A 25807-nucleotide genomic window follows, 5' to 3' on the forward strand; every position below is an offset into this window, starting at 1 on the left:
GACGGCAGCAATGTCCTAGTCATGGAGACTGCTGCCGTCGCCTGGGCCGCATATTTCGGTGCCACTTGAACGTATGCGGAGCGTTGTTCGAAGTCGAACGACTACCTTGGAGCCGTCCCTCGGTGCCACTCGAGGATCTGCTCACCGGTCATGAACACCGCGCGTTCATCCTCACGAATGTGTGCCAAAGCTTGATCAACATAGGTGAGACGATGCGGCGCCGCCATGATGTAGGGGTGAATGACCAGCGCCATCACTCGAGCTGAGTCATCGGCGTCGTCGGCGAGCTGGTCAAACTGATCGGTTGCTCGCTGGAGGTACTCCCGTGCGGGGTGGTGCTGGATGAGCATCATCGCAACGTCGTTGCACTCTTGCGTATAAGGGATGCTCGTGATCGGCGTAGTGCGCGTCCGCAGCTCAACGGGTTGATCATCCAGGACCCAATCGCAGACATACTGGTATCCCTCTTCGACGAGAATATCGGGCGTCTCCCAGGTCTCGGTGAGACCAGGGCCGAGCCAGCCACGCGGAGCCTTGCCGGTCACAGTACGGATTGCCTCGGTAGTGCGTCGGATGTCTTCACGTTCGTCGGCCACCTTCTGCATGTTCTTCTGCCCGTACCCGTGGCCGACGAACTCCCAGTTGCGTTCGACTGCCGCCGCTGAGATGGCCCGGTAGGAGTTCACCGCGCTACCGTTGACCGCCAGCGCCACCGGGATTCCGTGCTGGTCGAGCACTTTCAACAGTCGCCAGAACCCTACACGGTTGCCGTATTCGTGCCAGCACCAGTTAGGCACGTCCGGCGTCGGGACGCCTCCGGCTGGCGGGGAGAGCACCGTGCGGGGCATGGGCTCTTCGTCGCTCCATTCCTCTATGTTGACAATGACCCATACGGCCACCTTCTTGCCGTTTGGCAACGTCCGCGGTGGGCGCTCGGAAATCGCGCTGTAGTCGAGACGGTCGCTCGGTCTCATGATTCCTCCTGGTCGGTGATGGAAATGGTCAGCGATGGTAGTCCAGTGATCTCGACGTGGATCCGGTCTCCGCTGTTAAGTGCGGATACCCCTGCCGGAGTGCCGGTGAAGATGAGATCGCCAGGCTCAAGGGTGTAAAGCGCACTCAGTTGCGCCACGATCTCCGGTACTGCCCAGATCATCAGGTCAAATCTGGTCTTTTGGCGCTCCTCACCGTTGATGTCGACGGTGAGCGTTCCGGCGTCAATGCCAGTAACGCTATCGCGTGGAACGATCGTCCCGCAGGGCGCTGAGCGGTCAAATGACTTTCCCGGCTCCCAGGGACGGGCTTGCGCGACAGAGGCTTTTTGCAAGTCGCGGCGGGTGAGGTCGATGCCTGCTGCGAAACCGAAGACAGCCTCCATCGGATCTGTGGCACCCTGGTTACGGAACCGATGACCGATCGCGACAACGAGCTCTCCCTCGTATTGCAGGTCTCGGGTGGCCGGAGGATAGGGGATCTTCGCACCGTCGAGTTCTACGGCATCGCCGGGTTTTTGGAAGAAGAACGGGTCGTCGCGTTCGTCGCCCTCGCGCATCTCTTGTATGTGGTCAACGTAGTTGCGACCGACGCAGTAGATCCGGCGAACTGGGAATCCCTTCTGCGAGTCGAGGATAGGGATGAGCTTCGGGCTGATGGACCATTTCGGGTTCACGTGTCACTCCTGGTTTCGTTGGCGGGTGTGAGTCGACTGAAGTCGGCGTCGCGGAGCATGAGTGCAAGGGCTGCTGAGACGATCGACAGCCCGGCGATCTGAATCAGGCCACCGGCGTTCCATCCCACGACGCCCACGATCAGGCTGAACAGGAGACCGGCGAATCCAGCGGCTGTGTAGAGGCAGCTGGTGAACAGACCTGATGCACGGGACGAATGGGCTTCGTCCATGCTCTTCACGAGCGCGGCCGCAAGACCGACGTAGATTCCGGAACTCGCGACCAGACCGAAGAGGAATGACCAGGTGGCCTGCCAAGTAATTTCCGAGGGTCCTACGAAGAGAGCGACACCACACACAGCTTGCGCTACGCTCAGTGAGAAAAGGGCAAGGCGCGGAGTCAGTTTGTCGACTATCCATCCACCTAACGGCGAGGCGAACGCGGCGAGTCCGGAGAGTCCGACAGCCAGTGCTGCGTCCGTGCTGGTGAATCCGAGGTGTTCGATCGTGAAGCTTGCATACATTCCGATGTATCCAAAGTCGATCAGTCCGAATAGCACCGTGATAGCCGCGAGCATCATCGGGTTGTGGCTCAGGAACTTCGAGGCGCCGCCGACATGGTGCAACGACTCGCTGACGGACCGTTGCTCAGTGAATGCAGTGCGCACGGTCACCAGCACGAGCAGTGCCGCGACAATCCCGATCACCCCGAACGCGATCATCGGTGCGCGCCAGGTATCGAAGACTTGGTGCAAGAAAACACCGATGTTCGGGCCGATTAAGGAGCCGGTAGCGAATGCCATGTTCACGGAACCGATCGCGACGCCGCGCCGTTTCGGAAACGCGTGGGAGGCGATCGTCAGTATCGCGACGAGTTGGAGTGCCTCTCCGACGCCAGAGAGGATACGCCAGAGGAGCATGTCCCAGAAACCGAAGCTCACCACGGTGAGGATAGTCGCGACGGAAAATACGATGGTGCCGAGGATGATTACGTTCTTTCGGCTCCATCGACGAAGTGCGATGCCAGCGGGTATTCCCGTCAGCCCCATACCCAGTGCGAATAGCGTGGACTGCAGGCCAGCCTCTGGTAGGCCGAAGCCGTACTCGGCACGCACCTCGGGGAGGAGGACCGGAAACACCATGCGGTCCATCGCATTGACCGAATAGGCGACCAAAATGAGTAGAAACATGAACACTGCGGCTCGAGGGCCGATCACCCAGGGGACTCTGCTTGCGGTGTTATGTCCGTTCGGTGATTGACTGGCTATGTGCGTTCGGTCTTGGCGGATCATCGTTGATTGCCTTTCGTTTCAGGGATTCGTCACTTGCTCCACGTGCCAGCCGCGCGGGCGCGATCGACCAGAGCATCTCGGCGTTGGTTCACGGAGTCAATGGCGTGCTGTGCGGATTCCTGCACGAGTGCCCGATCGCGCAGCAGTATCCGCCCATCGCAGATAACGGTATGAATCGCCGCAGATGTTCCGTGATATACGAGGCTCTCGGTGACATCGCCGCTTGGCAGCATGGACGTGTGGGCGCGGTCAAGAAGGATCAGGTCGGCGCGCTTACCGGGGCGCAGGGATCCAGTAATGTGGTCAATGCCGAGGTCTCGGGCCGCCCGAATGGTCGCCATCTCCAGCGCAATCCGGGGCGTGAGAGTCGCGCGTCCCGTGCGGGCGTGCTCGGCAGACACCAGGGACCTCAGGGTGCTGAGGATGTCAGCGTTCGCCGGCATCGCTAGTGTGTCTATCGACACGGAAGTCAACACATCAGCTTCAAGGAATTCAGTGATCCGGGGAAAGCCCATTGTGCGCATCTCCGAGAGGGGGCTGACGGAGATCTTCGTACCCGTGCGTGCGATAGCCTCGATGTCTTCTGGTGAGGCGTGGACCGCATGGACTATTTGCACATCGGACCCGAGGAGGCCTTCCTGTTCCAGCCTTGTCAGTCCGCAAGATTGACAGTCAGCTTCCCGCATACACCGGTCGCAGTGCATCGTGATGGGCATTCCGCGCTCACGTGCCTCTTGCCACTCTGAACCCGATAACTCGGTGGAGGTGCGATAGGGGCCGCGCAATGCGACGCCGAAGTGGATTCGGTCATCTAGCCGCGACGTCGACCAGCGCTCACGGGCGGCATCGAGGCCGCTGAAAACCATTTCTTCGTTTGCAGGCGACGAGTCCCGGGGGCCGTAGGAGAATCGTCCGCGCAACCCCGCGTCGAGTTGTGCTTGCAGATTCGCGTCGACGTCGTCAGCGTCTACCACGTTGTGATCCCAGTTGTGTATCGTCGTAATGCCGTTCTGTACAGCTTCGGCGAGGGCAAATCGAGCAGACCAGTAGAAGTCGTCGACGTTAAAATGAGGCGCGAGACCGCGCTTGACGGAGAAGTAGTCGCGGCCCGGTGCGTCGCCGACAGTGCCTCGCAGCAGCGAGTTCCACAAGTGCCAGTGTGTATCAATGAACCCCGGTAGCAGCAGGCTCCCTGTGGCGTCGACTACATCAACACCGTCGGGCACATCGATTCCGTGGTCAATGTCCTCGATCACCCCGTCGCGGATGAGGACATCCGATTCTCGTTCTGGGATATCTGGATCGAACGGTAGGACGTAGGCGTTGCGTAGCAGCAGGTTAGATCGTTCAGGAAGCATGATTCTCCATAAGGACGAGAAATACGATTAGCCCGAAGGTCACAACTGACCAGCGGAGCAAAGGAACAGGGAGGCGACGTCCGATTGCGGCGCCGAACCAACCACCCAGTAAGCCCGTCACTGCCATCACGGCAGCGGCTGGCCAGGACACGGTCGCGAAGATGGCGAAGTACACGAGAGAAACGGTGCTCGCAACCACGGAGAGCACGCTCTTGAGCGCATTCAGCCGTTGCAGCGGCTCGTGGAGGACTAAGCCGAGCACGCCGAGCATCATGATTCCGAGTCCGGCATTAAAGTAGCCCCCGTAGACGGCCACCCCGAACTGCCCCAGGCCCGCCCAGCGCAGTGGTTTCTGCCGAGGCGCAGGTTCTGTGCCGCGATCATTGCCCCGTTCCATCAGGCGGGTGAGGTAGGGCTGAACCGCGAGCAGCAGGGTCGAAGCCAGCACCAGCCACGGAACGACTGCGGTAAAAGTCCGCTCATTCCCCAATAGAAGCAGTGCTGATCCCAGTAGTGCACCCAAAACGGTTACCGCACTAAGAGTGAAGATGCGGCGGCGCAGGCCGGAGAGTTCGCGTCGATACCCCCATGCACCTCCAATGTATCCCGGCAGTGCGGCCACTGTGTTGGTCACATTCGCGACTACCGGTGGATACCCGAGAGCAAGCAGAGTTGGGAATGTCACAAGTGAGCCGCCGCCCGCAATCGCATTGATCGCGCCCGCAGCGGTCCCTGCAAGTGCCATCGACACCACCGAACTCCATTCCATTAACCTACCTCCGACAATGATCGTACCCAGTGTATGCACTGGATGCAAACAGCATTAGTGTGTGCGAGGTATGCTTCAGTAATGAACAAAGTCGACCAAGTAGACACCGGATCGGCCCGCTCGGTTTATGACGCGCTCTGGGCACGATTCCTTGACGGGACCTACGCGTCGGGGGACCGGCTACCCGAAGCGGCCCTCGCCGAAGAGCTAGGCGTCAGCCGAACGCCCGTTCGAGAGGCACTTGGACGCATGCTCGCCGACGGTCTTGTCACTCCGGCAGCACGGGGTGTTGTTGTTGCGCGACTGGACCACGATTCGATGCGGCGTCTGTTCGACTTCCGACGCAACCTCGAAGGATTCTCTGCCGAACTTACGGCCGAACGATCGCGAGTAGGTCTAATCGCCCCTGTGTGGTTCCATGAGCTCAGGGATGTCGCGGGTGAATTTACTGCTGCCGTCGATGGTGGCAATGCATTGGCTGCGACGCAAACGAACATGCAATTTCATGGCCTCGTAGTGGAAGCTAGTGGCAATGAGTTCCTCGCTGATGCCCACCGTCGAGCTATAGCGCGACTCTCTGTGTCCACAGCACTCAATCTCGAGCACACAGAGTGGGCCCGTGAAGCAGCTAGTCAGCACGAACTAATTGCGAAAGCAATCGCCGACGGCGAAGTCACCGCTGCTCGGGACCTCGCCGAAGGACACATACGTAGCGCAACACGAGTGTTTGACGCAGCCAGTTAGAACGCAAGTTTGGCCGAGCTGCCCATGGAGCCATTCCTGATCGGATACAGGTGGGCCGCTATCATCTCTTGAAATCGCCTGGATTCTATGACGGGGGACGTCAGTACGGCGGATGTCTGCCCATCAGAGGGACGCCTATATTTTTTGCCAGTATCCGGCTGAGTATTCAGTGGTGTGAGCGCCACTGACTATTGCGGTTGAGACGGGCATGACAGGAAGCCCTCTCCGTGGCTTCACTCCCCAGGTGGCGTGGATAGACGTGCAGCGGCATAGGAGGCGTTGCTGGACGAAACAGCGGTGGTCCAAGTCGTTGCCGTTGAGATACTCAGGCCGAGAAGCCGCGAGAGAACCGGTGCTGGTAGCGAGATAGCCAAAGGCGTCAGAGCTGCCTTCCTGAATTTCGTCGGATTGCGGACACCGAGTTTGCGGAGGCGAGCCGCTAATGACGTGGGTGTGAGGTGTCGTCCGGGGACGCCTCCTGGGAATAGCCAGTCGTCTTCCATTGCGGGTGTCGTCAGCCGGGGAGCTGATCGATCGTGTTGAGCGTGGATTGCCGCGATATCCAGTGACGAAGGAAGCTCAAGCGGATGCGTTCCGATCAGGATGCTGTATTTGCCGTCGTGTTCGCGAAGATCGGACAGCCTCAACTCAGCGACACGGCCAAGTCGAATACCGTAGATCAATAGCAGACACCCCGCGAGTCTGGTCTGGCCGCTGATCATTTTCGAGGGGTCCAGGAACTTGTCCAGTACCGTCCAAATGTCAGTGCTGGTTAAGCCGGCAACCGTGAGTGCTGTCGCACGAGAGGCCGGGATGGTGACCTTAGCTGAGGCAAGCTTGTTCTCATAACACCATGTCAAAAAGTGTTTGACCCGTATTCGTGTTCCCGGCCCACGGGAGAGCCAGTTGTCGACCAACGATTGATTGACACCTTCGATCGAGCTGCCGCGCGAGCGTAGCCAGCCAATGACCTCAATGATGTGTCCCAGCTCGGTGCGGATCCCGCTCACCTGGCCGTTTCCGGCGGGATCCATCTGCCGCCGCAACCTACTCAAGTGTCTCCACCGGCCAAATTGTAGAAAGGCACGCCGCTCCGATGGATCAGCTACCTCATCGGCAGTGGCCGCAATCCACGCTTCGAGCCTCGCCAAGTTCTCATCCCGCCAGGCCAGCACACCATGCTCGACGAGGAACGCACGAACAACGACTTCCGCGCTGCCACTGGCAACCTGGGACAAAGAGTCGTGGGAAATTCCCCCAGGATGAGCGATCAACGATCGAAGCACTGCGACCGATTTGCGCCGCTGGAATAGTGTAAAAACCGCTTGTGGCGGGGCCGCACGTAATGCCTCACGCAGCAAGTCTCGCCCGTTTGCAACGGGCGACGGGCCGCCTTCGAACAGCGAGTCGACGAGGTCCGCGGCTTTGCAAAACGGGCAGAGTCCGAGCTTGGACAGGTATTCGAAGCGGCCGCATCGGAGGCAGTTCTGATGGAACAGCGGATTCCGTTCACCGCATTCCCAGCAGTAGGGCGCCCCGTCGACCCTGGCACGGACCTGGCGGTCCTTCCCGCAATCGGCGCAGGCTTCGATGACTTTCGGCGAGCACGTCGCACACAGCGAACCACCATCGGCGAGGCGGTTCGCTGGAACTTTGTTACGCCGGCACTGACTGCAGGGTTCTTTCGACAGGGCGCAGTTCTCGCAGATGGCTCGTGCGGTGCCCGCGAAGCGGCAGGGACGAACGTGGCCGCAACGGGTGCAAGTGCCGCTACGTTCCTTCATTCGGCACGTGCGACAGAGAATTCCCTCAGGTCGTTCTGAGCCGATTTGTTTTGTTCGGCCACATCGCGCGCATGTGCCGAAGTTCTGTGGGAGACGGTTCACACAGCTAATGCAGAGACGCGTGCCGTCGACCATGATTCGGGATGTGATTGAAGGTTGCGAACACGAATCACATGGAGCCATGTTTGCGCGCCGCCTGCTGAGGGTGACTAACCATGCCCGACCGGTTCCCCGTTGCGGGTCGAACCCGTGACAGCGAATCCATGCTTCGGCGAAGCATTCCTGCAGAACTTCCTCGGCCAAAGCCCGGTTCTTCACTATCCGCAGAATGGTGGCCATGAGGATTCGCGAGTGGTTGTTGAAAAGTTCTTCGAAGGCACCAGTGTTACCGCACTGAATTTTGATCAGGAGCCTGCCGCAAACATCGACAGCGTCCATGGTTGTTTGGTTGTCATGATGTGAAGCCGGAACTATATCCTGCCTTCCATGCACCGATACCTTCAAACATATCTACTTCATAATGCCACAGTGTGGCTGGCCTCGTGAGTAGCTAAGTTGTCGGATCTCTCAATTCAGGTAACTCAGGTATTCACGGTGGAGATTTGTCGCCCAGCAACGTTCCGAACTCTGTTGCTGTTGCCGCGCTGTCGGAAACGAAATCGCTTAGCCCGGTTCGAAAGGATCTGAAAGATATCTTTCGCCCTCCCCTAGTTCCAACTCCAGGGGTTTTGGAGAGATAGCATGAGGGCGAACACCCACAACCAGGCAACGAAAATGAGAGCGGGCTTGCCAACCGAAGGAAGCATCGAGGAGGAGTTCGATGGAAAACGACAGGAGCGAGGAGCACGCGCACCACGACCAGACGAACACTGGACACGACAAGCAGAGTGCGGGGCATCCGCATGACATGTCGGGCATGGCGGTTGGGGCGACACTGCATTGCCTGACCGGGTGCTCGATCGGGGAGATCATCGGGCTCCTGGTGGGCACCGCAGCAGGATGGACGAACCTGCCGACCACAGCTGTCTCCATTGGGCTGGCATTCGTCTTCGGGTACTCATTGTCGGCACTTCCCCTGGTCCGCGGCGGCATCGCCCTCTCCGTGGCCCTGGGCCTGGTGCTCGCGGCCGATACGTTGTCCATCGTGACAATGGAGATCGTGGACAACCTGGTCATGCTGGTCATTCCCGGAGCCATGGATGCCGGCCTGCTCAACCCCATCTTCTGGGTCTCCATGGCGCTTGCACTGACCGTCGCATTCTTCGTCGCCCTGCCAGTCAACCGAGCCCTGCTGCGACGTGGCAAGGGGCACGCGGTCACTCATCACGCGCTCGGCGAAGGCACAACCATGGACAATCGACCTCTCGTCATCGGTATCAGTGCCTTTCTATCGGGAGGATTCATCGCCTCGATCGGTACGTTGCTGAGTTGAGCGTGCGTGCTCGGGCCATACACGACCTCGAGTGGCGAATGCTGTACAACTCAGAAAACATGGGCCTCGAGCTCACAGGCTCCACCGCGGTTGCCGGCAAGCCGAGCGCGATCCTCATACTGTGTGTCAGCGCCCTGCCTGCGGTGATCGCGATACCACTGGTGGCTCATTTCCTGTCACGATGGGCATCCCGCCCCGGCGCGGCTATAGACCTGCTTATCGCCGGCGGTCCGGTAGGCGTCGCGGCGGTCCTGGGCGAGAACATCATTATCCTGACTCTCGCGCTTCTGATCTTCGTCGGCGGAATCGCGGCAGCCGCCCCGGCCATCGTCGAACTCATCCACCAACGAGCCGACGGCGCGATCGGCGCATCGACCGCGCTGTACACCGCCTCCATGTTCCTCGGCACCAGCATCGGACCGCAGATCGCCGTACTGTTAGCACCCGGTGGATTTGCCATAATCGCGGGATCGCCGCTGCCTGCATTCTCGCCATCGGGGCGCTCTTGGTCAGGGCTGTCCGTCGCAGCCTGCGCGATAACCAAGACAGGAGATAGGACAATCAGTAACCGTGAGAATTCGTCCTCCGCTTAAGGGCCCGGTTGGGCTATCCGAACGGGTGAACGCCCGTAGTGCCGTTAGCTGCGTAGATCGCTATCGCTCCGATAGCCGTGCCCAAGCCGTCGCTGAGCACGAGCAACCTGCCAGCGAAGCTTTTCACTTCACCGCGTCGGAGCAACGGGCTCGGAGGTCGGCGGCGAGATCCTTGATCGGCGGCTCTGACATGGCGCGGTGGAAACTAGCCCAATGCGCCTCTTGCAGATGCTTGGGCACGATCAGATCGAGGCTGTTACCGATGGTCTCATCCGCGCGGTATCCAAAGAGCGTCTCCGCTCCCCTATTCAATTGGCTGACCTCGCCATCGGTGTCAGCGATGATTACGGCATGTCCCATCGTTTCGATCATCTCATGTGCATTCTTGACGACGGCGGCCCGGACTTTCACCTGTGTCCGCAAAGCCACGGTTGCGGGCCCACATGATCCCTTGCGCATCGGTCCTCCGCGAAGCAGAGTAAAGATATGTTCGAAGAGTTCAGGGCCGAGATGGTCGACGCCGGCCGACTGGAATTGTTCGTCCGCCACGGCGGTGACGGCCCGCCTGTTCTGCTGCTGCACGGCCACCCCCGTACATCGGCCACCTGGCATCGGGTCGCACCGCAGCTCGTCGAGCAGGGCTTCACGGTGGTGTGCGCCGACCTTCCCGGGTACGGCCGATCCGGCAAGCCCGCACCGATGCCGGACCACTCGGCTCATTCCAAGCGGGCCGGGGCCCAGGACCTGGTAACCGCCATGCACGAGCTGGGCCACGACCGATTCGCCGTCGTCGGCCACGACCGGGGCAGCTATAACGCCCTGCGGATGGCATTGGACCACCCAAACTCAGTTACTCGCGTGGCGTTGTTGGACTGCCTGCCGATCAGCGAGCACCTCAACCGCGCCGACGCCCGCTTTGCCACGGCGTGGTGGCACTGGTTCTTCTTCGCCCAGCCCGAACTGCCCGAGCCGGTCATCACCGCCGACCCGGACGCCTGGTATCGCGGCGACCCTGACTCGATGGGGCAGGAGAACTACGACGAGTGGCAGTCCGCCATCCACGACCCGGACGTCGTGCGCGGCATGCTGGAAGACTACCGGGCCGGAATCACCGTCGACGCCGACCACGAGCGGACTGATCGGGCAGCGGGGCGACGGGCACGGCAGCCGCTGCTGGTGCTGTGGTCCTTCCAGGACGATCTGGAGGACCTCTACGGAGATCCGCTGGCGATCTGGAAGGACTGGGCCGACCACGTCACGGGACATGGCATCGACTCCGGTCATCACATGGCTGAAGAAGCTCCCAACCAGCTCTCACGAGCGCTCGGCGACTTTCTCGCTGTAGAGTCCCGATGAGCTATCCCCGCTTCAGCACGGGAACCGTCATCGGGACAGTGTCGGATTCCACCTGGTCGTGGCGAGGTTGTCAGGGTGGAGTTCGGGGAAGTGTGCGCCTACGCCGATCGTGTGCCGGTCGGCGAGCCAGCGGCACAGCCGTTGACGGCTCTGCACGGCCAGCAAAGGGTCGACATCGCCCATGGAATGCCAGCCTGGCTCCTCCAGCTGAACGGGGTTGCATCCCGAGAAGTATAAGTCGCTTTCCACAGGTGGCCCGGGGTGTGCACCGGCGTCAGCATCGCCATGATTCCGTCGCCGATGGACGTGTCTGCCCGGGTTCACGATCTCACTCGTCAAGATTTGATAGAGGGTGAGCCAGACATCGTGGAAGCGCCTACGGGTGACGACTGGTGAGATGGACCGGTCTGACTGGCGTTGCACCGCCGAGCACGGCGTCGGCTTCCATCTGGTCATACAGAGGACCAGACTGTAACGAGACAGTACTGGTCCGGGTCCTCGGCGGCGGTGACACGGCCGGTCGGAACATGGAACAGCGGAACGAGGATGGATCGATGGGTCGGACACGGCGAGACGAGTCGCGTGGGCTGGGCTCGCGGTGGCGGAGGTGGTGGTCTCGGCCCTCAGCCGCCACGGACGTGGAGCCGCTGCTGAGGCTGGACGAGGCGCTGGCGGTGCTCGGACGCTGCCCGCACCATCCGCAGGGTCTCGTCCGGAGAGAAGCCGACACGGTTCCCGTCGCGTCGATCGTCGGGACCCTGGCGCGCGGTGAGGACTTCGACCGGTTGTTCCGGCCCCTCAACCCCGCCCTGCGGGACCGGCGGGAACGCCTCGCTCGTGCCGGCGCGGCCGGCTTGTCCCCAGTGTCGTTGGTCCGGGTCGGCGAGCTGTACTTCGTCGACGACGGACATCACCGCGTCTCGATCGCACGAGCCCGGGACCAGCTCGCCGTCGACGCGCTCGTCCGCTCCGTCTGCACGGTCGCCTTCGCCTGCGCGTGCCTGACGCAGACGGATCTGCAGGTCAAGGCCGCCGAACGCCGCTTCCTGGAATGCGTGCCGCTGCCGGACCCGGCTCTGCGCGACGTGTGGCTCGATGACCCCGCCGACTACGAGGTGCTCGCGGCTGCCGCGCGCCGCTGGAGCGCCCAGCACGGCAGCACCGCCGTCGCCGAGGACGAGGGTGCCCTTGACCCTGCGGTCGCGGCCGCCTGGTGGCGACACCACGTCGTCCCGCTGGCACACAGGAATGGATGCGACGGAGCCGGGAGCATCGCCGCGGCCTATCTGTGCATCCACTGACCTTCCCAGGGCCGCGTCCTCTGCTCTGACGTGGATCGAGGATCGCAGAGATTCGCTTCCGCATGGGCGCGCAATATGTCAGGCCGCTGCGGATGCCATAGTTTTCCGGCAGCGGTATCCCGTGCCGTAAACCGATCCCCCTGCGAGCACTCGAACGCGGGAAGCCCGCGCCCCGTTAAACGGCGACTATCGTGGTGGTATGAGTTTTAAGGAACTATTGGACTTGGAACACCAGGGTTGGCAGTCGCTGTGCAACGGCAGTGGGTCCGACTTCTACGGTCACCTGATGACCGACGACGGCGTAATGGTCCTGGCTCACGGCCAGGTGTTCAGCCGACAAGACGTCGTCGACTCGCTCAGCGAAGCGCCGCCGTGGCGCACCTACGAAATTGACGAGGAACGGCTGATCCCGCTCGGAGATTCCGCCGCTGTGTTGGTCTACCGCGGCAAGGCGTACCGCGAGGACTCGTCTCCTGCGTTCATCGGGTGGATGGCTAGCACATACGTCCGGGGAGACGACGGCTGGGCACTCGCCTCCTACCAGCAAACGCCAGTTCCGGAGTGATCACGGCTCGCTGAAGGATCCGCCCGCGTCGACGAGACTATGACGGTCCCTTGCGGACCTGGCGAGACTGGGCCAACTCCGTTACCGACCATGGAATCGACTTTTGTCACCACATGGTCGAGCAAACTAGTACCCTGCTCGCACGAGCAATCGGCGGTTTCCTCGCCACAGAGACGCGCTGAACCATCGGGTTATGAGCAGTTAGTCGGATTACCGGCAGTCATTCGCAACGTCGCGCAGGACGGACACACCTGCCGCGATGGCGGGATGATTACTACTGCCACGGCGGACACTGGCAAGAATCTGCCTACCGGGGGCAGACGGACCAGTCAAAGGCACTCGGATGACAGCATGTGAGGCAGGAATCGGGACGATGCGCGGGAGCAGGCACACGCCGAGTCCGGCTGCGACGAGCGCGGAGACGGCATACCACTCCTTAGCCTGATGCGTGATATTCGGGGTGAACCCAGCTGCGGCGCAGGCCACAGACAGGAGGGTGTAGCTGTCGTTGTCGTGACGCTTGACGATCCAGGACTCCTCGCCGGCGTCAGCAAGGTTCACTCCCCCAGTTTGCGCGAGTTTGTGGCCGACGGGCAGGAGGAGGTCCTGCGGGTCGTTGAGGACGGGCTGCTGCTCGAACCGTTCGTCGGTCGGTGGTGGCGCATCGAGAGTCGGGAGGACCAATGCGATATCGGCCTCATCGCTCAGCAGAAGGCGGTAGCAGTCAGCGCTCTCCTCTTCCCGCAGCAGAACCTGCAGGTGGGAGTGCCGTGCTTGCAGGCAGGTGGTCGCCGGGGCCGCCAGCGCCGCGATCGCCGAGGAGACCCCGCAGATCCGTAGGGTTCCGCGGAGGCTGTCAGTGGTCGCAGCGAGTTCGGCTCGCGCCTGTTCCCACTGCGCTTGGATAGTGTTCGCGTGCGTGAGCAGGATGAGCGCGGCTGGTGTGAGGTGGACGCGTCGTCCCTGATGTTCGAGGAGCTCGGTGCCGAGGTCGTGGGCGAGCTGGCCGATCTGCTGGGACACGGCCGAGGGCGTGAAATTGAGAGCCGTCGCCGCCGCGGTGACCGTTCCGTGCTCGGCCACCGCCGCCAGCGCGCGCAGTCTGCGGAGATCGATCATGTAGCAATTCTAGGTGTTTTCTTTCAGAAAGGATCGCTGGACCTACACAAACCACGTTCTCCACACTGAACATATGACCAGGTTTCCCGCCCCATTGCTGGTGCTGTGCAGCGTACTGAGCGTCCAGTTCGGCCAGGCGATCGGCAAGAGCCTCTTCGGGCCGGTTGGGCCCGGCGGCGTTGTCGCCTTGCGGCTCGGTCTGGCCGCACTCGTCCTCCTGCTGATCTACCGCCCTGCCCTGCCGCGCGGTCGCACAAACGTGGTCCTGGTGCTTGGTTTCGGCACCGCGATCGCGGGGATGAATCTGGTCTATCCGGCGATGCAGTACCTGCCACTGGGGCTGGCAACGTCTCTGTAGCTGCTCGGGCCCATCATGCTCGCGCTACTCACCTCTCGCCGCCTGCTCGATATCGGGTTCGCCGCCCTCGCCTGTCTCGGCGTCTGGCTGTTCCATTCCCCGGCGGGGGCCCACTACGCGCTGCCGGGCATTCTGTTGGCCCTGGCATCCGGGGCGGCGATGGCCACGTATCTTCTGCTGAGCCGGCGAGCCGGTGCCAGCAACGTCACGGCCGCGCCACTGGTCTGGGCCGTCACCTGGGCCGCCGTGCTGACCGTGCCCAATGGCATCGTCGAAAGCGGTACCGCCCTTCTCAACGCCCGCGTGCTGGGCGTCGGGCTGATCGTGGCCGTCCTGGCCGCGGTACTGCCCTACTCCCTTGAACTGGTGGCCTTGCGCCGCATTCCGCCGCGGATCGTCGGGATCCTCCAGAGCCTCGAGCCCGCCGCGGCCGGGCTTGCCGGCACGATCATCCTGGCCGAGCACCTGGACGCCCTGCAGTGGCTCGCACTCGTCTGCGTCGGCGCTGCCAGCGCCGGCACCGTGGCCGGTCTCCGACGCCGGAAGTCTCCGGCCACCGACCGGACGAGTGTGCAGAATGGAATATTGACCCACGGGCCGACCATAGGTCCCGCAGAACGCAAACGACACTGCACACGGCAGAACATAACCGAAACGGAGGACTGATGACCGTGATCAATGTGATCGGCGTTCCCAGCAGCGCGGGCAGCTACTCGGCCGGTCAAGAGCAAGCGCCGACGGCGCTACGAGCGGCACGTCTGATCGAGGCGCTCACCGGTGCGGGCAACGACGTCCGCGACCGCGGCGACCTGACCGAGCAGACGTGGAGTCCTGACCGCGACCGACCCTTCGCCCAGAACCTGACCGAGGTCGTGCAGTCCGTGCAGGAACTCACAACGGCAGCCGCCGATCTGCTCACCACGGATGAGCGGCTCCTCGTCCTGGGCGGGAACTGCACGGTCGCGCTCGGGACCTGTGCCGGCCTGCGGCGCGCCAGTGGCGAACCGGGCCTGGTCTACATCGACCGCCACTTCGACCTCAACACCCCCGACAGCACCACCGAGGGAGCACTTGACTGGATGGGTCTAGCCCACGCTCTGGACCTGGACGGGGCCGCAGACGAACTGGTCGCCGCCCTCGGCCCCCGACCGCTGCTGCGACCGGACCGGCTGTCCTTCCTCGGCGTGGACGCGACCCAGGCCACCGACTGGGAACGGACGCAGGTCGAGCGACTCGGCCTGCACGTCGTGCCACAGGCCGACCTCATGCAGGCACCAGCCCGGGCCGCGGCCGCAGCACAGGAGGCCCTCTTGCCCGGACCGTTCGCCGTGCATATTGATGTTGATGTGTTCGACTTCATCGACGCGCCCATGGCCGAAAACGTCAACGGCCGCAATAGCGGCTCCACGATCGAGCAACTCGAACAAGCTCTTGCCCAGCTGTGGCGGCACCCAAACTGCCGGGCACTGTCCATCGGGGAACTCAACCCCGTGCACGCCGCCGCTGACCCCGACGCTCTCCCCCGCTTCATCGCAGCACTGGCCAGGGCGCTGACTCCGGCGGCTCGCAACGTGAAGGAGTGGCGTTGACAAATCGTTTTGGCGTTCGCAGACTCTGAAGTCGCTATTGCGGATAGGACTTGCCCCAGGCGTTGATCTGGTCGACGATGGGCGCGAGCGAGTCACCGAGTGGCGTCAACGAGTACTCGACTTTCGGTGGAACCTCGGCGTAGACCTCACGCCGGACGATGCCGTCTTCTTCGAGTTCGCGCAGCTGACGGGTGAGGCTACGGGGCGGTGCCAAGGGCAGCGCCCGGCACAGCTGACCGTAACGATATGGCTTCTCAAGCAGGTGCTTCACAATGGTGAGCTTCCAGGCCCCACCCAGCACCGCTGTCGCTACCTCCACCGGGCAGACCCTGGTCGCGGTTTCTACCGGTTTCCGCACCTGGTGTCCCTTCGCACTGTTAATTTCGGCCGTTATGGCCACTCTTGACTGTACTACCGTCAGTGGATGTTGGCTGTCAGGATGGAACGCATGGACGACCCAAAGACAGTGTTCTGGCTCAGCGCCCACCCCGAACCCCGTTCCCTGAATGGTCAGCTTCGCAGGATGGGAATCAAGCATCTCAAATCGACAGGCCACCACGTGGTGGAGTCTGACCTCTACGCGATGGGATGGGATCCCGTCGTTCGCGGCGACGGGCTGGTCGAGGCCGGCCAGCGGTTTGACCCGACCGGCGACACCAAGCGGGCATACATCGAAGGCAGTCTGCCCTCCGACGTCCGGGGAGAGCAGGCGAAGCTCCAGGACGCCGATGCCGTGGTGGTGCAGTTTCCGTTGTGGTGGTATGCCGTGCCGGCGATCCTGAAGGGATGGTTCGATAGGGTGCTGGTCAGTGGGTTCGCCTTCGGCAAGGATCCGGATACCGGGCAGCGGCTGCGGTTCGAGAAGGGCCCATTCCAGGGGAAGCGCGTACTGGTGCTGGTCACTCTGGGCGATCGACCGCGCGCGATCGGACCGAGGGGCAAGAGCGGGGAACTGTGCGAGCTGCTGTTCGGGCTCCTGCACGGAACCTTCGCCTACACCGGCATGGTCGTGTTGCCGCCGATGGCCTTCCCCAGCGCCGACTTCACGGATAACGAGTCATACGCAGACATGGAACATGCGCTGCACGATCGGTTGGACCAGCTATTTGAGACTCAGCCCATTCACTACCGTCCACAGTTCCAAGGCGACTACACCGAGGAATGGGAACTGGTCCCAGAGGTCCGCCCGGGCGAGACCGGCCTGTCAACGCACGTCATTGATGACCACGAGCGGCCCTCGTAGCTCGGCCCCAGTCCCCCGGCCCTTCACCGGACTTCGAGCGTGGTCAAGGCACTGTGACGCCTCACGCGGCGATTGTTCAGCCGCGATGTACTCAAGTACGGCGGTTAGACACTAAGTGTCGCTAGTTGTTGGAAAACGCTTCGCACCTGGGCGGACACAGGACGCACCACCTGAGCATTTAGCGGTGGTGACCCGGAGGGGTGTGACCCAGAGTATATACGCGGGCTGACCTTCAGTTTCATGCGTGAGCGGGCATACTGAGGTGTGCTTCAAGGAGCGTTTGTGCTTCGATAGACTCCTCTGCACCGAGGTCGGAACGGTGCCTCCTCGAGTCACTTCGATGAAATCATGCCGTGGCGAGCTCGCGGACGTAGGTACGCTGCTGCTCGATGTGCACCTCGATTACGCCGGCGCGGGCCAGGCGCTCCAGGGTCTCGATCGACGGTGCGACGTCACCACCCTCCAGTCGTGCCACGTGCGGCTGCCTCCAACCCAGCATGACCCCGAACGCTGTCTGAGTCAGTTCTTGCTCACTGCGGTAGTGAACGACCGCCAGGCTCACCTCGTTCGCCAGCGCGAGACGATCGGCCTCGGCCGCGTACTCAGAATCAGTCTCCCGGCGCTCGCGGACGATCTCGCCGTGGCTCTTCAAGTCGGACAGCTTCATGATCATCACCTTCATTCCTCGATCTGGTCTAATCGTCGTTCGGCGGCCCGGCATGCCCGAACGAAGCCTTTGGGGTCGTACTCCGCCTCGGGACCGTAGGCCCCGACGACGAAAGTGTCGCCGAACTGTCTGTACAAGGCTCGTGTGATGCTTCGCCCGCCCCGAGGGCGTAGCTCTCTGAGTTTATCGGCTCCCTTCACCCCACTGTTGTGCGGGAATGGCAGCTTCGGTCCAAGCAGCTCCAGTTTCGCGATCGCGTTGTCGACTGCCACGGCCTCTCGAGCACTGAGTTTTCTATGCTCGTCCTCGGCGTCCGGGTGGTCGACTACGCTCCACATAGCTACAAATATACCATGCGTGTTATATGCTCGCCAGTCTGTGCCTGCAGCCGAGACAGCATCGGGTACTTGCCCGGAACAGACCCGACATCCGTGGACCACTGTCGACCAGCAAGCATAGTCACCTTTCGTCAGATATATGCGTATCGCATACACTGTGGTCGTGGAATCAACACTGGAAGAGGCCATCAACGAGTGGCACGCAGGCGTGAACGCCGGCGATCTGAGCCGCTCGGCGACGGCTGTGGGCGACCCGGTCGTTGTCCTCGGACCCAAAGGGGCTGGCCCCATCTCGCCGAATCAGTTCGCGGACTGGGTCGAGCGATCGGGGATACATCTCGTGCCCCGCTCCTGGCACCCGATCAGCGAGCGGCTCATGGTGGTGGAGGAGGACGCGACGTGGCCGGACGATCAGAAGCCCACGCGCGTGGCGACGGTCTTCCGCGTGACAGGGACGAAGGTGACCGCCGCGCTGCGGGTGCCGGACCTGAAGTCAGCGCTCGAGCTCGCCTACATCTGCCGCGAGATGGCCGCGACAGAATGAGCACGCTCGGAACAGGGCAACTTCTGTTCACGTTCGTGCGGCACTGGTCACGACAGGCTGCATCCGGCGACGCGACGGTCGCTGAACAGGGGCGGCTCGTACTGGTGACCGAGGCCGTGAACTCGTTGGCGATGCGAGACGAACCCGCAACTGTCAATGCCATCGCCCGCGAACTCGGCATCGACCAGAGCGGAGCATCCCGGATGATCAAGACCGCAGTCGCCGCCGGCTACCTGGAAATGATGACAGGCTCGGCAGACGGTCGTTCGCGCGAGGCGTCGATGACCTCCGAAGGAATCGTCGCGCTGGAGAAGGCCCATGCCTGGCAGGAGCAGGTCCTCACCGAGCTCACCGCGGGATGGAGCCAGAGCCGGCGCAACGACTTTCACAGCGCCATGGCAGATCTCATCGCCCGCTCTTATGCGATCGATGCTTGACGAGCATGGTGAATCGCGAGTTAGCCCGCAGTTAACCCACTCCTCTTCCCACAGCACTTTGCGCAACAGTTCCACATTTCATCATTGCTGCCCCGTCTCGGCGGTTCCGTCTGTGGACCGAGTCTGGGGTCTTCCCCTGTGGAGCAGTATCGGGCACGCGATAGCAGTCACGATGAGAACGAGGCCTCCCGTGACCGTGGCGGCTCCGAGTCCGTCGGTGAAGGCGTGGCGGGCAAGCTCATTGAGGTGAGTTGCGGCATCGGCTGGTAGCTGCTCGGCGACACTGAGAGCTGCACCAAGGCTGGAGCTGACGACTCCGGTAGCTTCGGTCGGGAGGTCGGTGGGCACCCCGTCGAGGACTCGGGACTGGTACAGGGCGGTGCCGATCGAGCCGAGCACGGCGATACCAAGCGCAGCACCCAGCTCCGCGGCAGTCTCGGATAGGGCGGAGGCTGCACCGGATCGGGCCGGCGGGGCGGAGCCGACCACCACGTCGGTGGCCAGGGTCATCATCGGCGCGATGCCTGCGCCGATGAAGGCCGAAGCGGTTATGGCGAGAATCAAGCCATCGTCGACCGGGACCCGGCTGAACGTGAACATGCCTGCGGCTGCTACGGCAGCTCCGGCACCAAAGATGAGGGGGTATCCGAAGCGGGGTACGAGCACAGAAGCCAGAACGGACATGCCTCCGACGGCGGCCATAATCGGCAGCATCGCCACGGCAGCGATCAGCGGCGACAGTCCTGCGACAAGCTGCAGGTACTGCGCGCTGTAGAACATGACTCCGACCAGCGAGAACATCGCCAGTCCAGCTCCCAGGACGGCACCGCTGAAACGCGGGTTGGCAAACAAGCCGACCTCGACCAACGGTTCTTCGAGACGCCGCTGCCGAATCAGGAACACAGTGCCGGCGAGTACGCCGGCGACTAGCCCGACCACAGCAGGGGCAGTGAAGGCGAGTTCCTCGGCGGCGGTCTTGATCGCCCAGACGACCGGCAGGATCGCGGCGAAGGACAGCAGGACGCTGAGCATATCCAGCCGCGCCGAGGCCGGGCTCTGGTACTCGGGCACGAACCGGGGTGCCAGCACCAGCAAGAGCACGATGACCGGCACATTGATCAGGAAGACCGACCCCCACCAGAAGGCCTCGAGCAGCGCACCGCCGATGATCGGGCCCAGTGCGATGCCGCCGGACAGGCTCGCCGTCCAGATCCCGATGGCCCTTGTACGCTCGGCCGGGTCGGTGAACATGTTGCGGATGAGCGAGAGCGTCGAGGGCATCAGCGTTGCCCCGCCGATCCCCATCAGGGCACGGGCGGCGATGAGTATCTCCGGGCCCGGAGCGAACGCCGCAAGCGTTGAAGCCGCACCGAACACGGCCGCACCGATCAGGAGCAGCCGACGTCGGCCGATGCGATCACCGATGTTGCCCATGACGATGAGCAGGCCGGCCAGCAGGAACCCGTAGGCGTCGAGGATCCACAGTGTCTGACTGGGAGTCGGCGTCAGTTCCTGGGTGATGGTCGGGATCGCGATGTGCAGGATCGTGATGTCCATCGACGTCAGGATCACCGGCAGCGTCAGCACGGCCAAGCCGAGCCACCGCGACCGCCGGTCATGCGAATGAGAGGTCCGGGTGGGCATGGTGCGTCTCCTCGATCACGTTGCGTATTGCGTACGCATCGAGCGTAGCGTATGAGATACGCAACGCGCTAGACTGGGCTGCGGAGGTGATCAGATGAGTCCGAGAGTCGGCCCGTCCGGGCCCCTATCACGCGAGCGGATCGTCACTGCGGCGATCGAGATCGCCGACGAGGCGGGGTTGGAGGCGATGACGATGAAGCGTGTCGCCGCTCGGCTGGGTGCCGGAGCGATGTCGCTGTATCGGCACGTGGCCGACAAGGACGAGCTGATCGGTGCCATGGTCGAGCAGGTGACCGGGGAATATGCCTACCCCGACCAAGATGGGCTTGGCTGGCGGGAGGCCATGCATGTCCTCGCCCGCCAGGACTGGGCAGCCTTCCTGGCCCACCCGTGGATGCTCACGGCCACCGCCACCGTCACCCCACCCTTCGGAACCGCCTCACTGGCGGCCATGGAATGGGCGCTGACGGCGCTGGAAGAGGCGGACCTCCCACCGGACGCGGCTGCACGCGTGGTCATGACCATCAACAACTACGTCCAGGGCAGCGCGCGCGTCGTCCTCGGCGACCGGCAGTCAGAAGTCGGAGACGACCCTGGTCGCACGTGGCAGCACCGGCTCCACGACGTCGACCTGGGCGACTTCCCTCGTCTGAGCCGACTCATCGCGCATCCACTCCCCGCCGGCGAACGAGACTGGTTCATACAAGGGCTGGATGTCATACTCGACGGCGTCCAGCCACGCCAGAGCCCCTGACGAGCCGCGATGCCCAGTTCGTAGTGCACCTGCGCGACCCAGGGGACAGCGTCGTCAACCCCTGCGGTGTCTGGCACCGCCAAATCGTGCACGAGCCCAGCGACCTGCTGTTCCTGACCGCTGGCGAAGGAACCGAACAACGGCCCCTCAACGAGTAAAGGGCATTCATCAGCCCGCCTGCCGATCATCATTGTGGGCACGATACTGCAATCCCCGCTGGGGCATACCTGTGCTCGTCACACGTCCATCAAATGCCCATCGCTGGCAGTTGAGTCTCTTCTCGACAACGAGATGTCTGCGAGACTCATCAACCCGCTGGTCAGGCCTTGCGCAGCCCTTGCCGCGCGAACTCGACGACACGCGCCCGCATGACCTCGTGCCGGTGCTCGTCAGTGGCGTCCGGCAGGAGGAATCGCGTCAGTTGCGGCATGGTGTGCGGCCAGGCGGCCATGCCGATGAGCGTCATCAGCGTCGCAGCAGTCTGTTCATCAGCATCCCGTCCAAGTGCCTGGGCGAGAGCGTTAGCCTTCGCCTCATAGGAGCGGGTGCGGGCATCGTCGTCGGGAACGGGCCGGTCGCCGTAGTAGAGCGCCTCCCACAGCATAAGTCGGCGCAGCGTGGGATGGTTGCGATGGAAATCATAGAGCCTGCCCACATACTCGGCGAGATCGCCCTCGGGCAGGCCGAGTCCCTGGGCGTGCTCGGCCTTGGCCTCGGTGACGACAGCATCGAACAGCTTCTCCTTACTGCCGAAGTAACCATAGATGCGCTCCTTGTTCACGCCTGCCCGGGCCGCGATGGCATCGACCCGCGCCCCGGCGATGCCATGATCGGCGAACTCCTCTCGCGCAGAGGCGAGCAGAAGATCCCGGGTCGTGTTTCGAGGTGCCATACCTCCATTCTTACCACACAATCCAACTGGTTGGTTGACACCCAACTAGTTGGTTGGCATGGTGGACGGCATGACAACTTCCGCCTCGACCCCGAACAGTGCGCCCGTTCTCCGGACAGTCGCGATACTGGTCAGCACGGCCATCGTGGGCATCGGACAGACCTACATCGTCCTGCCGTTGCTGTCGACGATCGCCGTCGACCTCGGCACGTCCGCATCCGCCGCGGCGTGGCTGGCGACGGCGTTCAGCCTGAGCTTCGCCGCGGGCTTCCTGCTTGCGGGGCCCTGCGCCGACCGCTTCGGACCACGACGGGTCATCCTCATCGGCCTCATCGCCGCAACTGCCTCCACAGCAGCCGTCGCAACGGCCCAGACCCTGCCAGTGGCAATCGGCTTACGGGCCGTCCAGGGAGTCACAGTCGCCGCACTCGCGCCGACCGGCTTCGCCTACGTCGCCGACCAGATCGCACAGACCCGCCGCCCGGCCGCCTTGAGCGCGCTGAGCAGTGCGGGCCTGGCCGCGGCAGTACTCATGCAGGTCGCCGCCCAGATCCTCACGCCATGGGGATGGCAGTCGATCTTCATCGCCTCCACCGTCCTCCTGGCCGGGCTTGCTGTCATCGCCTGGCGCGGACTGCGCCCCGATACCGGCGAACGGGCCGACAGCGTGCTGGGCGCGTTGGCCAGGATGCGGCGGCTGCTCACCCGCCCGGCACTCTTGGGCCTCTACGCGGCGACGCTGACCTTGATGGGCAGCTTCGTCATCGTCTACACCGGCCTCGAACTTGCCGGCCCAGCCGCCATCGCCGGCAATCCGAACGCGATCCTCATACTGCGCGCCAGCGCCCTGCCGGCGGTGATCGCGGTACCACTGCTGGCTGGTTTCCTGTCACGATGGGCACCCCGCCACCGCGCGGCGATTGCCCTGCTCGTCGCTGGTGCTGCGGTCGCCGTCGCGGCGGTCCTGGGCGAGAACGTCATTGTCCTGGCCCTCGCCCTACTGGTCTTCGTCGGCGGAATCGCGGCAGCCGCCCCGGCGATCGTCGAACTCATTCACCAACGAGCCGACGGCGCGATCGGCGCATCGACCGCGCTGTACACGGCGTCGATGTTCCTCGGCACCAGCATCGGCCCGCAGATCGCGGCGCTCTTGCAGCCAGGCGGGTTCACAGGCATTGGGGCCGTCGCCGGCTGCATCCTTGCCATCGGGGCACTTCTCGTGTGGACCGCCGGTTCGCGATCAGCGTCATAGACTCCATATGCATCTGCAATCGCACCTCGTCGTCACATAGGGAGCATGCGCGACTGAAGAACCCGCGCGCGACCCTTTGCTCCATCCTCGCGGGAAAGATCGGCACAGTCAGATCACCTAGACCCCGTAGTGTCAGATACGAAGTCGTCGTTGGCTGCCAAACCGGAAGAACGTTCGGCGTCGTTAAGCTTGAGGAGGCATACCATGGGTCGGATAGTCGTCGTGAACTTCGTCAGCATCGATGGCGTCATCCAGTCGCCGCTGTCGCCCGACGAGGACCGCGAGGGCGGATTCGCGCACGGTGGCTGGGTACCGCCATACAGCGACGAGACCGTCAACGCTTTCATGCAGAACGCGACCGTCGGCGCTGCCAGCATGCTGCTGGGCCGCCGTTCCTACGAGATCCTCACCGACGCCTGGGCACCGGCGGACGAATCCGAGCCGGCGATCGCGGCCATGAACCGCATGCCGAAGTACGTTGTCTCGTCGTCCCTGGACGATCTCGCGTGGCAGAACTCCCAGCTGGTCACGGGTGATCTGTCTCGCTCCGTCACGGACATCAAGGACCGCACCGATGGCGACCTCGTCGTGTTGGGTTCCGGGGCCGTGGTCCGTGGACTCGCCGAATACGATCTGGTCGACGAATACCGCCTGTTGCTCTTCCCGGTCGTCCTCGGCGCTGGGAAGCGCATGTTCGACGACCGCGGCCACCTCGCACGGTTCGAGCTGTCCGACAGTGTGGTTGCGCCCAGCGGCGTCGTCATCCTCACCTACACGCGCACCACCTCCACCTCAGCGCCCTCAGCTGCGGACTGACGCCAGCGAACGCGCCCCATGAGCCCGCAAGACAGGACCTGCCCGCTGTCCAGCATCCATGGCGATGGCGCTCGCTATGCATTGGAGGACTGCGGATCGAACCACGCGCCACTGACGGGGTCCGCCTGTTACTCGCGGTCGCTCTCAGTCGCCGAGTTCGATCGCGGCGACGGAGAGGTAGAACGGCGAGGGGACCACGGGGCGCTGGCCGTGGATGATTCGACGAGCGAGGAGAACCGGCCATTTCGGCGCTTCACGCACGCCGGTGACGTACACGACAGTCCGGTCGCGATCGACGTCGTGCAGGATGCCGGGGCCGTATGCGCCCCGGGCGAGGAATGCGGGCATCCCAAAATCGCCGGTGTTGAGCACGTGTCGCGGCTCGGACCATGCCGCTCGATCTGGGCTGAGTTCGCGCGCCGTACTGACCCAGAGTCCTTGCGCCGGGAGCCCTCCGATGCCATGCAGGTCCGATCCTCGCGCGAGCACCATCAGCCAACCGTCTTTCGTGCGGGTGACGGCATTGTCAAAAAACCCTTCCTTCGGCGTCGCGAACACCTGCGGGTCCGACCAGGACACGCCGTCGGGACTCTCGACCACCTGTAGCTCGTAGTCCGGAAGCTCGCCCGGGCCGATCTCGTGCGGATTCGCTTGGAACCACATCACATAGCGTCCGCGATCGTGCATGACCAAGGGTTCGAGCACACTCGAGCGAGGTGCCACACCACGGATCAATGGCTCCTCGCGCCGAACCCACTCGCCGCCGATGAGCTCCAACGCACCGAGCGCGTAGCTGCTTCGGGGACCGTACTGTTTCCGCGATGCCCGACCGGTGTAATAGATTCGGGCGGGCTGGTCACCGACGGCGGGCACGAACGAGGGAGTGTGCATCCCTTCGGAATCCCACGCGTCCTTCGGCGGGTCGGGAGCGAGGCTACGGGCACGGCCGCGGTCATCGAGATCCACGGACCACGATGCGCGTGCAGGGTCTTCCTCGGGAGCGAGGGTCGCGACATACAGGCGGTTCCGGAATGACGAAGAGAACCCGCCGAGAAACATCGTCGGGGTCCCGTCGAGGACGTGAACGTCGGGGTCGCCCAGACCCAGCACACCCCGCGGCATAGGGCCATCGACCATGTCCCACAATGGGACGATCCCGGATGAGAAAATAGTGTCGGACACGACGACCTCCAAGCGAATCGGACACGCTAGTCAGCGCGGACTCCCCTGTGGATCAGGTAGGTCGTTACTGCCAGACTAGCAAGGTCTTCGGCGAACGCAGTCAAATGCGGAC

The 25807-nt window shown here is 63.1% G+C and carries 31 protein-coding genes; 16 read left to right on the forward strand and 15 right to left on the reverse strand.

The window, feature by feature from the left end; all coding sequences use genetic code 11:
* Positions 1-101: 101 nt before the first annotated feature.
* From BLT92_RS05195 to BLT92_RS05215, 5 genes are all read right to left on the reverse strand, one after another.
* Positions 102-974, reverse strand: coding sequence for a polysaccharide deacetylase family protein (locus BLT92_RS05195; RefSeq protein WP_092103779.1), 873 nt, complete (start codon positions 972-974; stop codon positions 102-104).
* Positions 971-1669: a fumarylacetoacetate hydrolase family protein gene (locus BLT92_RS05200; RefSeq protein ID WP_092103781.1), complete on the reverse strand. Its 699-nt coding sequence runs from the start codon at positions 1667-1669 to the stop codon at positions 971-973. Before BLT92_RS05200 ends, BLT92_RS05195 begins: the two co-directional genes overlap by 4 nt.
* Positions 1666-2856: an MFS transporter gene (locus tag BLT92_RS05205; protein WP_157691331.1), complete on the reverse strand. Its 1191-nt coding sequence runs from the start codon at positions 2854-2856 to the stop codon at positions 1666-1668. The genes BLT92_RS05200 and BLT92_RS05205 overlap by 4 nt, the downstream gene beginning before the upstream one ends.
* A gap of 131 nt (positions 2857-2987) precedes the next feature.
* The gene (locus BLT92_RS05210; protein ID WP_092103785.1) at positions 2988-4316 is read right to left on the reverse strand and encodes an amidohydrolase family protein; all 1329 of its coding nucleotides are present in this window, start codon (positions 4314-4316) and stop codon (positions 2988-2990) included.
* Positions 4306-5061 carry a sulfite exporter TauE/SafE family protein gene (locus BLT92_RS05215; protein ID WP_197679664.1) on the reverse strand — a complete coding sequence of 252 codons (756 nt, stop codon included), beginning with the start codon at positions 5059-5061 and terminating at the stop codon, positions 4306-4308. Before BLT92_RS05215 ends, BLT92_RS05210 begins: the two co-directional genes overlap by 11 nt.
* 105 nt (positions 5062-5166) lie before the next feature.
* Here BLT92_RS05215 and BLT92_RS05220 point away from each other — a divergent pair, with 105 nt between their 5' ends.
* Positions 5167-5829, forward strand: coding sequence for a GntR family transcriptional regulator (locus BLT92_RS05220; protein ID WP_172802553.1), 663 nt, complete (start codon positions 5167-5169; stop codon positions 5827-5829).
* Positions 5830-6062: 233 nt separating this feature from the next.
* On the opposite strand, the gene BLT92_RS05225 is transcribed toward BLT92_RS05220, so the two are convergent.
* Positions 6063-7952: a sigma factor gene (locus BLT92_RS05225; protein ID WP_231939143.1), complete on the reverse strand. Its 1890-nt coding sequence runs from the start codon at positions 7950-7952 to the stop codon at positions 6063-6065.
* On the opposite strand from BLT92_RS05225, the gene BLT92_RS20785 reads away from it, so the two are divergent.
* The 3 genes from BLT92_RS20785 to BLT92_RS05235 all read left to right on the forward strand — a co-directional run bounded on the left by BLT92_RS20785 (position 7863) and on the right by BLT92_RS05235 (position 9638).
* Positions 7863-8075 (forward strand): hypothetical protein, encoded by a 213-nt coding sequence (locus BLT92_RS20785; protein WP_231939189.1) that lies wholly within the window; start codon positions 7863-7865, stop codon positions 8073-8075. The two genes, BLT92_RS05225 and BLT92_RS20785, sit on opposite strands and share 90 nt — an antisense overlap.
* Before the next feature lie 358 nt (positions 8076-8433).
* The gene (locus BLT92_RS05230) at positions 8434-9045 is read left to right on the forward strand and encodes a DUF4396 domain-containing protein (protein WP_231939034.1); all 612 of its coding nucleotides are present in this window, start codon (positions 8434-8436) and stop codon (positions 9043-9045) included.
* Positions 9046-9083: 38 nt separating this feature from the next.
* Entirely contained in the window at positions 9084-9638 is a 555-nt protein-coding gene (locus BLT92_RS05235; protein WP_157691332.1) for a hypothetical protein, read from the forward strand.
* A 123-nt stretch (positions 9639-9761) separates the two neighbouring features.
* On the opposite strand, the gene BLT92_RS05240 is transcribed toward BLT92_RS05235, so the two are convergent.
* Entirely contained in the window at positions 9762-10097 is a 336-nt protein-coding gene (locus BLT92_RS05240; RefSeq protein WP_092103794.1) for a PAS domain-containing protein, read from the reverse strand.
* A gap of 27 nt (positions 10098-10124) precedes the next feature.
* Between BLT92_RS05240 and BLT92_RS05245 the strand changes: the two genes are divergently transcribed.
* Positions 10125-10994 carry an alpha/beta fold hydrolase gene (locus BLT92_RS05245; protein ID WP_092103796.1) on the forward strand — a complete coding sequence of 290 codons (870 nt, stop codon included), beginning with the start codon at positions 10125-10127 and terminating at the stop codon, positions 10992-10994.
* Positions 10995-11021: 27 nt separating this feature from the next.
* On the opposite strand, the gene BLT92_RS20350 is transcribed toward BLT92_RS05245, so the two are convergent.
* Positions 11022-11177: a hypothetical protein gene (locus BLT92_RS20350; protein WP_157691333.1), complete on the reverse strand. Its 156-nt coding sequence runs from the start codon at positions 11175-11177 to the stop codon at positions 11022-11024.
* A gap of 371 nt (positions 11178-11548) precedes the next feature.
* On the opposite strand from BLT92_RS20350, the gene BLT92_RS05250 reads away from it, so the two are divergent.
* Both BLT92_RS05250 and BLT92_RS05255 read left to right on the forward strand, forming a co-directional pair.
* The gene (locus BLT92_RS05250; RefSeq protein ID WP_157691334.1) at positions 11549-12295 is read left to right on the forward strand and encodes a hypothetical protein; all 747 of its coding nucleotides are present in this window, start codon (positions 11549-11551) and stop codon (positions 12293-12295) included.
* Between the two features lie 199 nt (positions 12296-12494).
* The gene (locus BLT92_RS05255) at positions 12495-12860 is read left to right on the forward strand and encodes a nuclear transport factor 2 family protein (RefSeq protein WP_092103800.1); all 366 of its coding nucleotides are present in this window, start codon (positions 12495-12497) and stop codon (positions 12858-12860) included.
* Positions 12861-13070: 210 nt separating this feature from the next.
* Here BLT92_RS05255 and BLT92_RS05260 read toward each other — a convergent pair whose 3' ends face one another.
* On the reverse strand, positions 13071-13979 hold the full coding sequence (locus BLT92_RS05260; RefSeq protein WP_092103802.1) for a LysR family transcriptional regulator: 909 nt from the start codon (positions 13977-13979) through the stop codon (positions 13071-13073).
* Between the two features lie 73 nt (positions 13980-14052).
* Between BLT92_RS05260 and BLT92_RS20685 the strand changes: the two genes are divergently transcribed.
* Genes BLT92_RS20685 through BLT92_RS05270 form a run of 3 tightly spaced genes read left to right on the forward strand, consistent with a single transcriptional unit; the run spans position 14053 to position 15926 of the window.
* A complete protein-coding gene (locus BLT92_RS20685) occupies positions 14053-14337 on the forward strand; it encodes a DMT family transporter (protein WP_197679665.1) in 285 nt (94 codons plus the stop codon).
* Positions 14338-14352: 15 nt separating this feature from the next.
* Entirely contained in the window at positions 14353-15003 is a 651-nt protein-coding gene (locus BLT92_RS05265; protein ID WP_197679666.1) for an EamA family transporter, read from the forward strand.
* Positions 15003-15926 carry an arginase family protein gene (locus BLT92_RS05270; RefSeq protein WP_092103804.1) on the forward strand — a complete coding sequence of 308 codons (924 nt, stop codon included), beginning with the start codon at positions 15003-15005 and terminating at the stop codon, positions 15924-15926. The genes BLT92_RS05265 and BLT92_RS05270 overlap by 1 nt, the downstream gene beginning before the upstream one ends.
* A 34-nt stretch (positions 15927-15960) precedes the next feature.
* On the opposite strand, the gene BLT92_RS20790 is transcribed toward BLT92_RS05270, so the two are convergent.
* The gene (locus BLT92_RS20790) at positions 15961-16245 is read right to left on the reverse strand and encodes a winged helix-turn-helix transcriptional regulator (protein ID WP_269457382.1); all 285 of its coding nucleotides are present in this window, start codon (positions 16243-16245) and stop codon (positions 15961-15963) included.
* 129 nt (positions 16246-16374) lie between these two features.
* Between BLT92_RS20790 and BLT92_RS05280 the strand changes: the two genes are divergently transcribed.
* Positions 16375-17169: an NAD(P)H-dependent oxidoreductase gene (locus BLT92_RS05280; RefSeq protein WP_231939036.1), complete on the forward strand. Its 795-nt coding sequence runs from the start codon at positions 16375-16377 to the stop codon at positions 17167-17169.
* A gap of 346 nt (positions 17170-17515) precedes the next feature.
* Here the strand turns inward: BLT92_RS05280 and BLT92_RS05285 are convergent, their stop codons facing one another.
* Together BLT92_RS05285 and BLT92_RS05290 are read right to left on the reverse strand one after the other, a co-directional pair.
* Positions 17516-17851: a helix-turn-helix domain-containing protein gene (locus BLT92_RS05285; protein ID WP_157691335.1), complete on the reverse strand. Its 336-nt coding sequence runs from the start codon at positions 17849-17851 to the stop codon at positions 17516-17518.
* Positions 17848-18174 (reverse strand): type II toxin-antitoxin system RelE/ParE family toxin, encoded by a 327-nt coding sequence (locus tag BLT92_RS05290; RefSeq protein ID WP_092103808.1) that lies wholly within the window; start codon positions 18172-18174, stop codon positions 17848-17850. The genes BLT92_RS05285 and BLT92_RS05290 overlap by 4 nt, the downstream gene beginning before the upstream one ends.
* Positions 18175-18337: 163 nt before the next feature.
* Here BLT92_RS05290 and BLT92_RS05295 point away from each other — a divergent pair, with 163 nt between their 5' ends.
* Both BLT92_RS05295 and BLT92_RS05300 read left to right on the forward strand, forming a co-directional pair.
* The gene (locus tag BLT92_RS05295; protein WP_172802555.1) at positions 18338-18718 is read left to right on the forward strand and encodes a hypothetical protein; all 381 of its coding nucleotides are present in this window, start codon (positions 18338-18340) and stop codon (positions 18716-18718) included.
* Positions 18715-19155, forward strand: a complete 441-nt coding sequence (locus BLT92_RS05300; protein ID WP_092103812.1) for a MarR family winged helix-turn-helix transcriptional regulator — start codon at positions 18715-18717, stop codon at positions 19153-19155. Before BLT92_RS05295 ends, BLT92_RS05300 begins: the two co-directional genes overlap by 4 nt.
* 81 nt (positions 19156-19236) lie before the next feature.
* Here BLT92_RS05300 and BLT92_RS05305 read toward each other — a convergent pair whose 3' ends face one another.
* Positions 19237-20799: an MFS transporter gene (locus tag BLT92_RS05305; RefSeq protein WP_092103814.1), complete on the reverse strand. Its 1563-nt coding sequence runs from the start codon at positions 20797-20799 to the stop codon at positions 19237-19239.
* Positions 20800-20893: 94 nt separating this feature from the next.
* Between BLT92_RS05305 and BLT92_RS05310 the strand changes: the two genes are divergently transcribed.
* Entirely contained in the window at positions 20894-21553 is a 660-nt protein-coding gene (locus BLT92_RS05310; RefSeq protein WP_092103816.1) for a TetR/AcrR family transcriptional regulator, read from the forward strand.
* 319 nt (positions 21554-21872) lie between these two features.
* Here the strand turns inward: BLT92_RS05310 and BLT92_RS05315 are convergent, their stop codons facing one another.
* Complete coding sequence (locus BLT92_RS05315; protein WP_092103818.1) at positions 21873-22445, reverse strand: TetR/AcrR family transcriptional regulator; 573 nt, start codon at positions 22443-22445, stop codon at positions 21873-21875.
* A 70-nt stretch (positions 22446-22515) separates the two neighbouring features.
* Here BLT92_RS05315 and BLT92_RS05320 point away from each other — a divergent pair, with 70 nt between their 5' ends.
* Both BLT92_RS05320 and BLT92_RS05325 read left to right on the forward strand, forming a co-directional pair.
* Positions 22516-23697 carry an MFS transporter gene (locus BLT92_RS05320; RefSeq protein WP_157691336.1) on the forward strand — a complete coding sequence of 394 codons (1182 nt, stop codon included), beginning with the start codon at positions 22516-22518 and terminating at the stop codon, positions 23695-23697.
* 204 nt (positions 23698-23901) lie between these two features.
* Complete coding sequence (locus BLT92_RS05325; protein WP_092103822.1) at positions 23902-24513, forward strand: dihydrofolate reductase family protein; 612 nt, start codon at positions 23902-23904, stop codon at positions 24511-24513.
* A 144-nt stretch (positions 24514-24657) separates the two neighbouring features.
* Here BLT92_RS05325 and BLT92_RS05330 read toward each other — a convergent pair whose 3' ends face one another.
* Positions 24658-25695: a glycoside hydrolase family protein gene (locus BLT92_RS05330; protein WP_197679667.1), complete on the reverse strand. Its 1038-nt coding sequence runs from the start codon at positions 25693-25695 to the stop codon at positions 24658-24660.
* Between the last annotated feature and the right edge of the window lie 112 nt (positions 25696-25807).

The organism is Brevibacterium picturae (genome assembly GCF_900105045.1).
Taxonomy (GTDB): domain Bacteria; phylum Actinomycetota; class Actinomycetes; order Actinomycetales; family Brevibacteriaceae; genus Brevibacterium; species Brevibacterium picturae.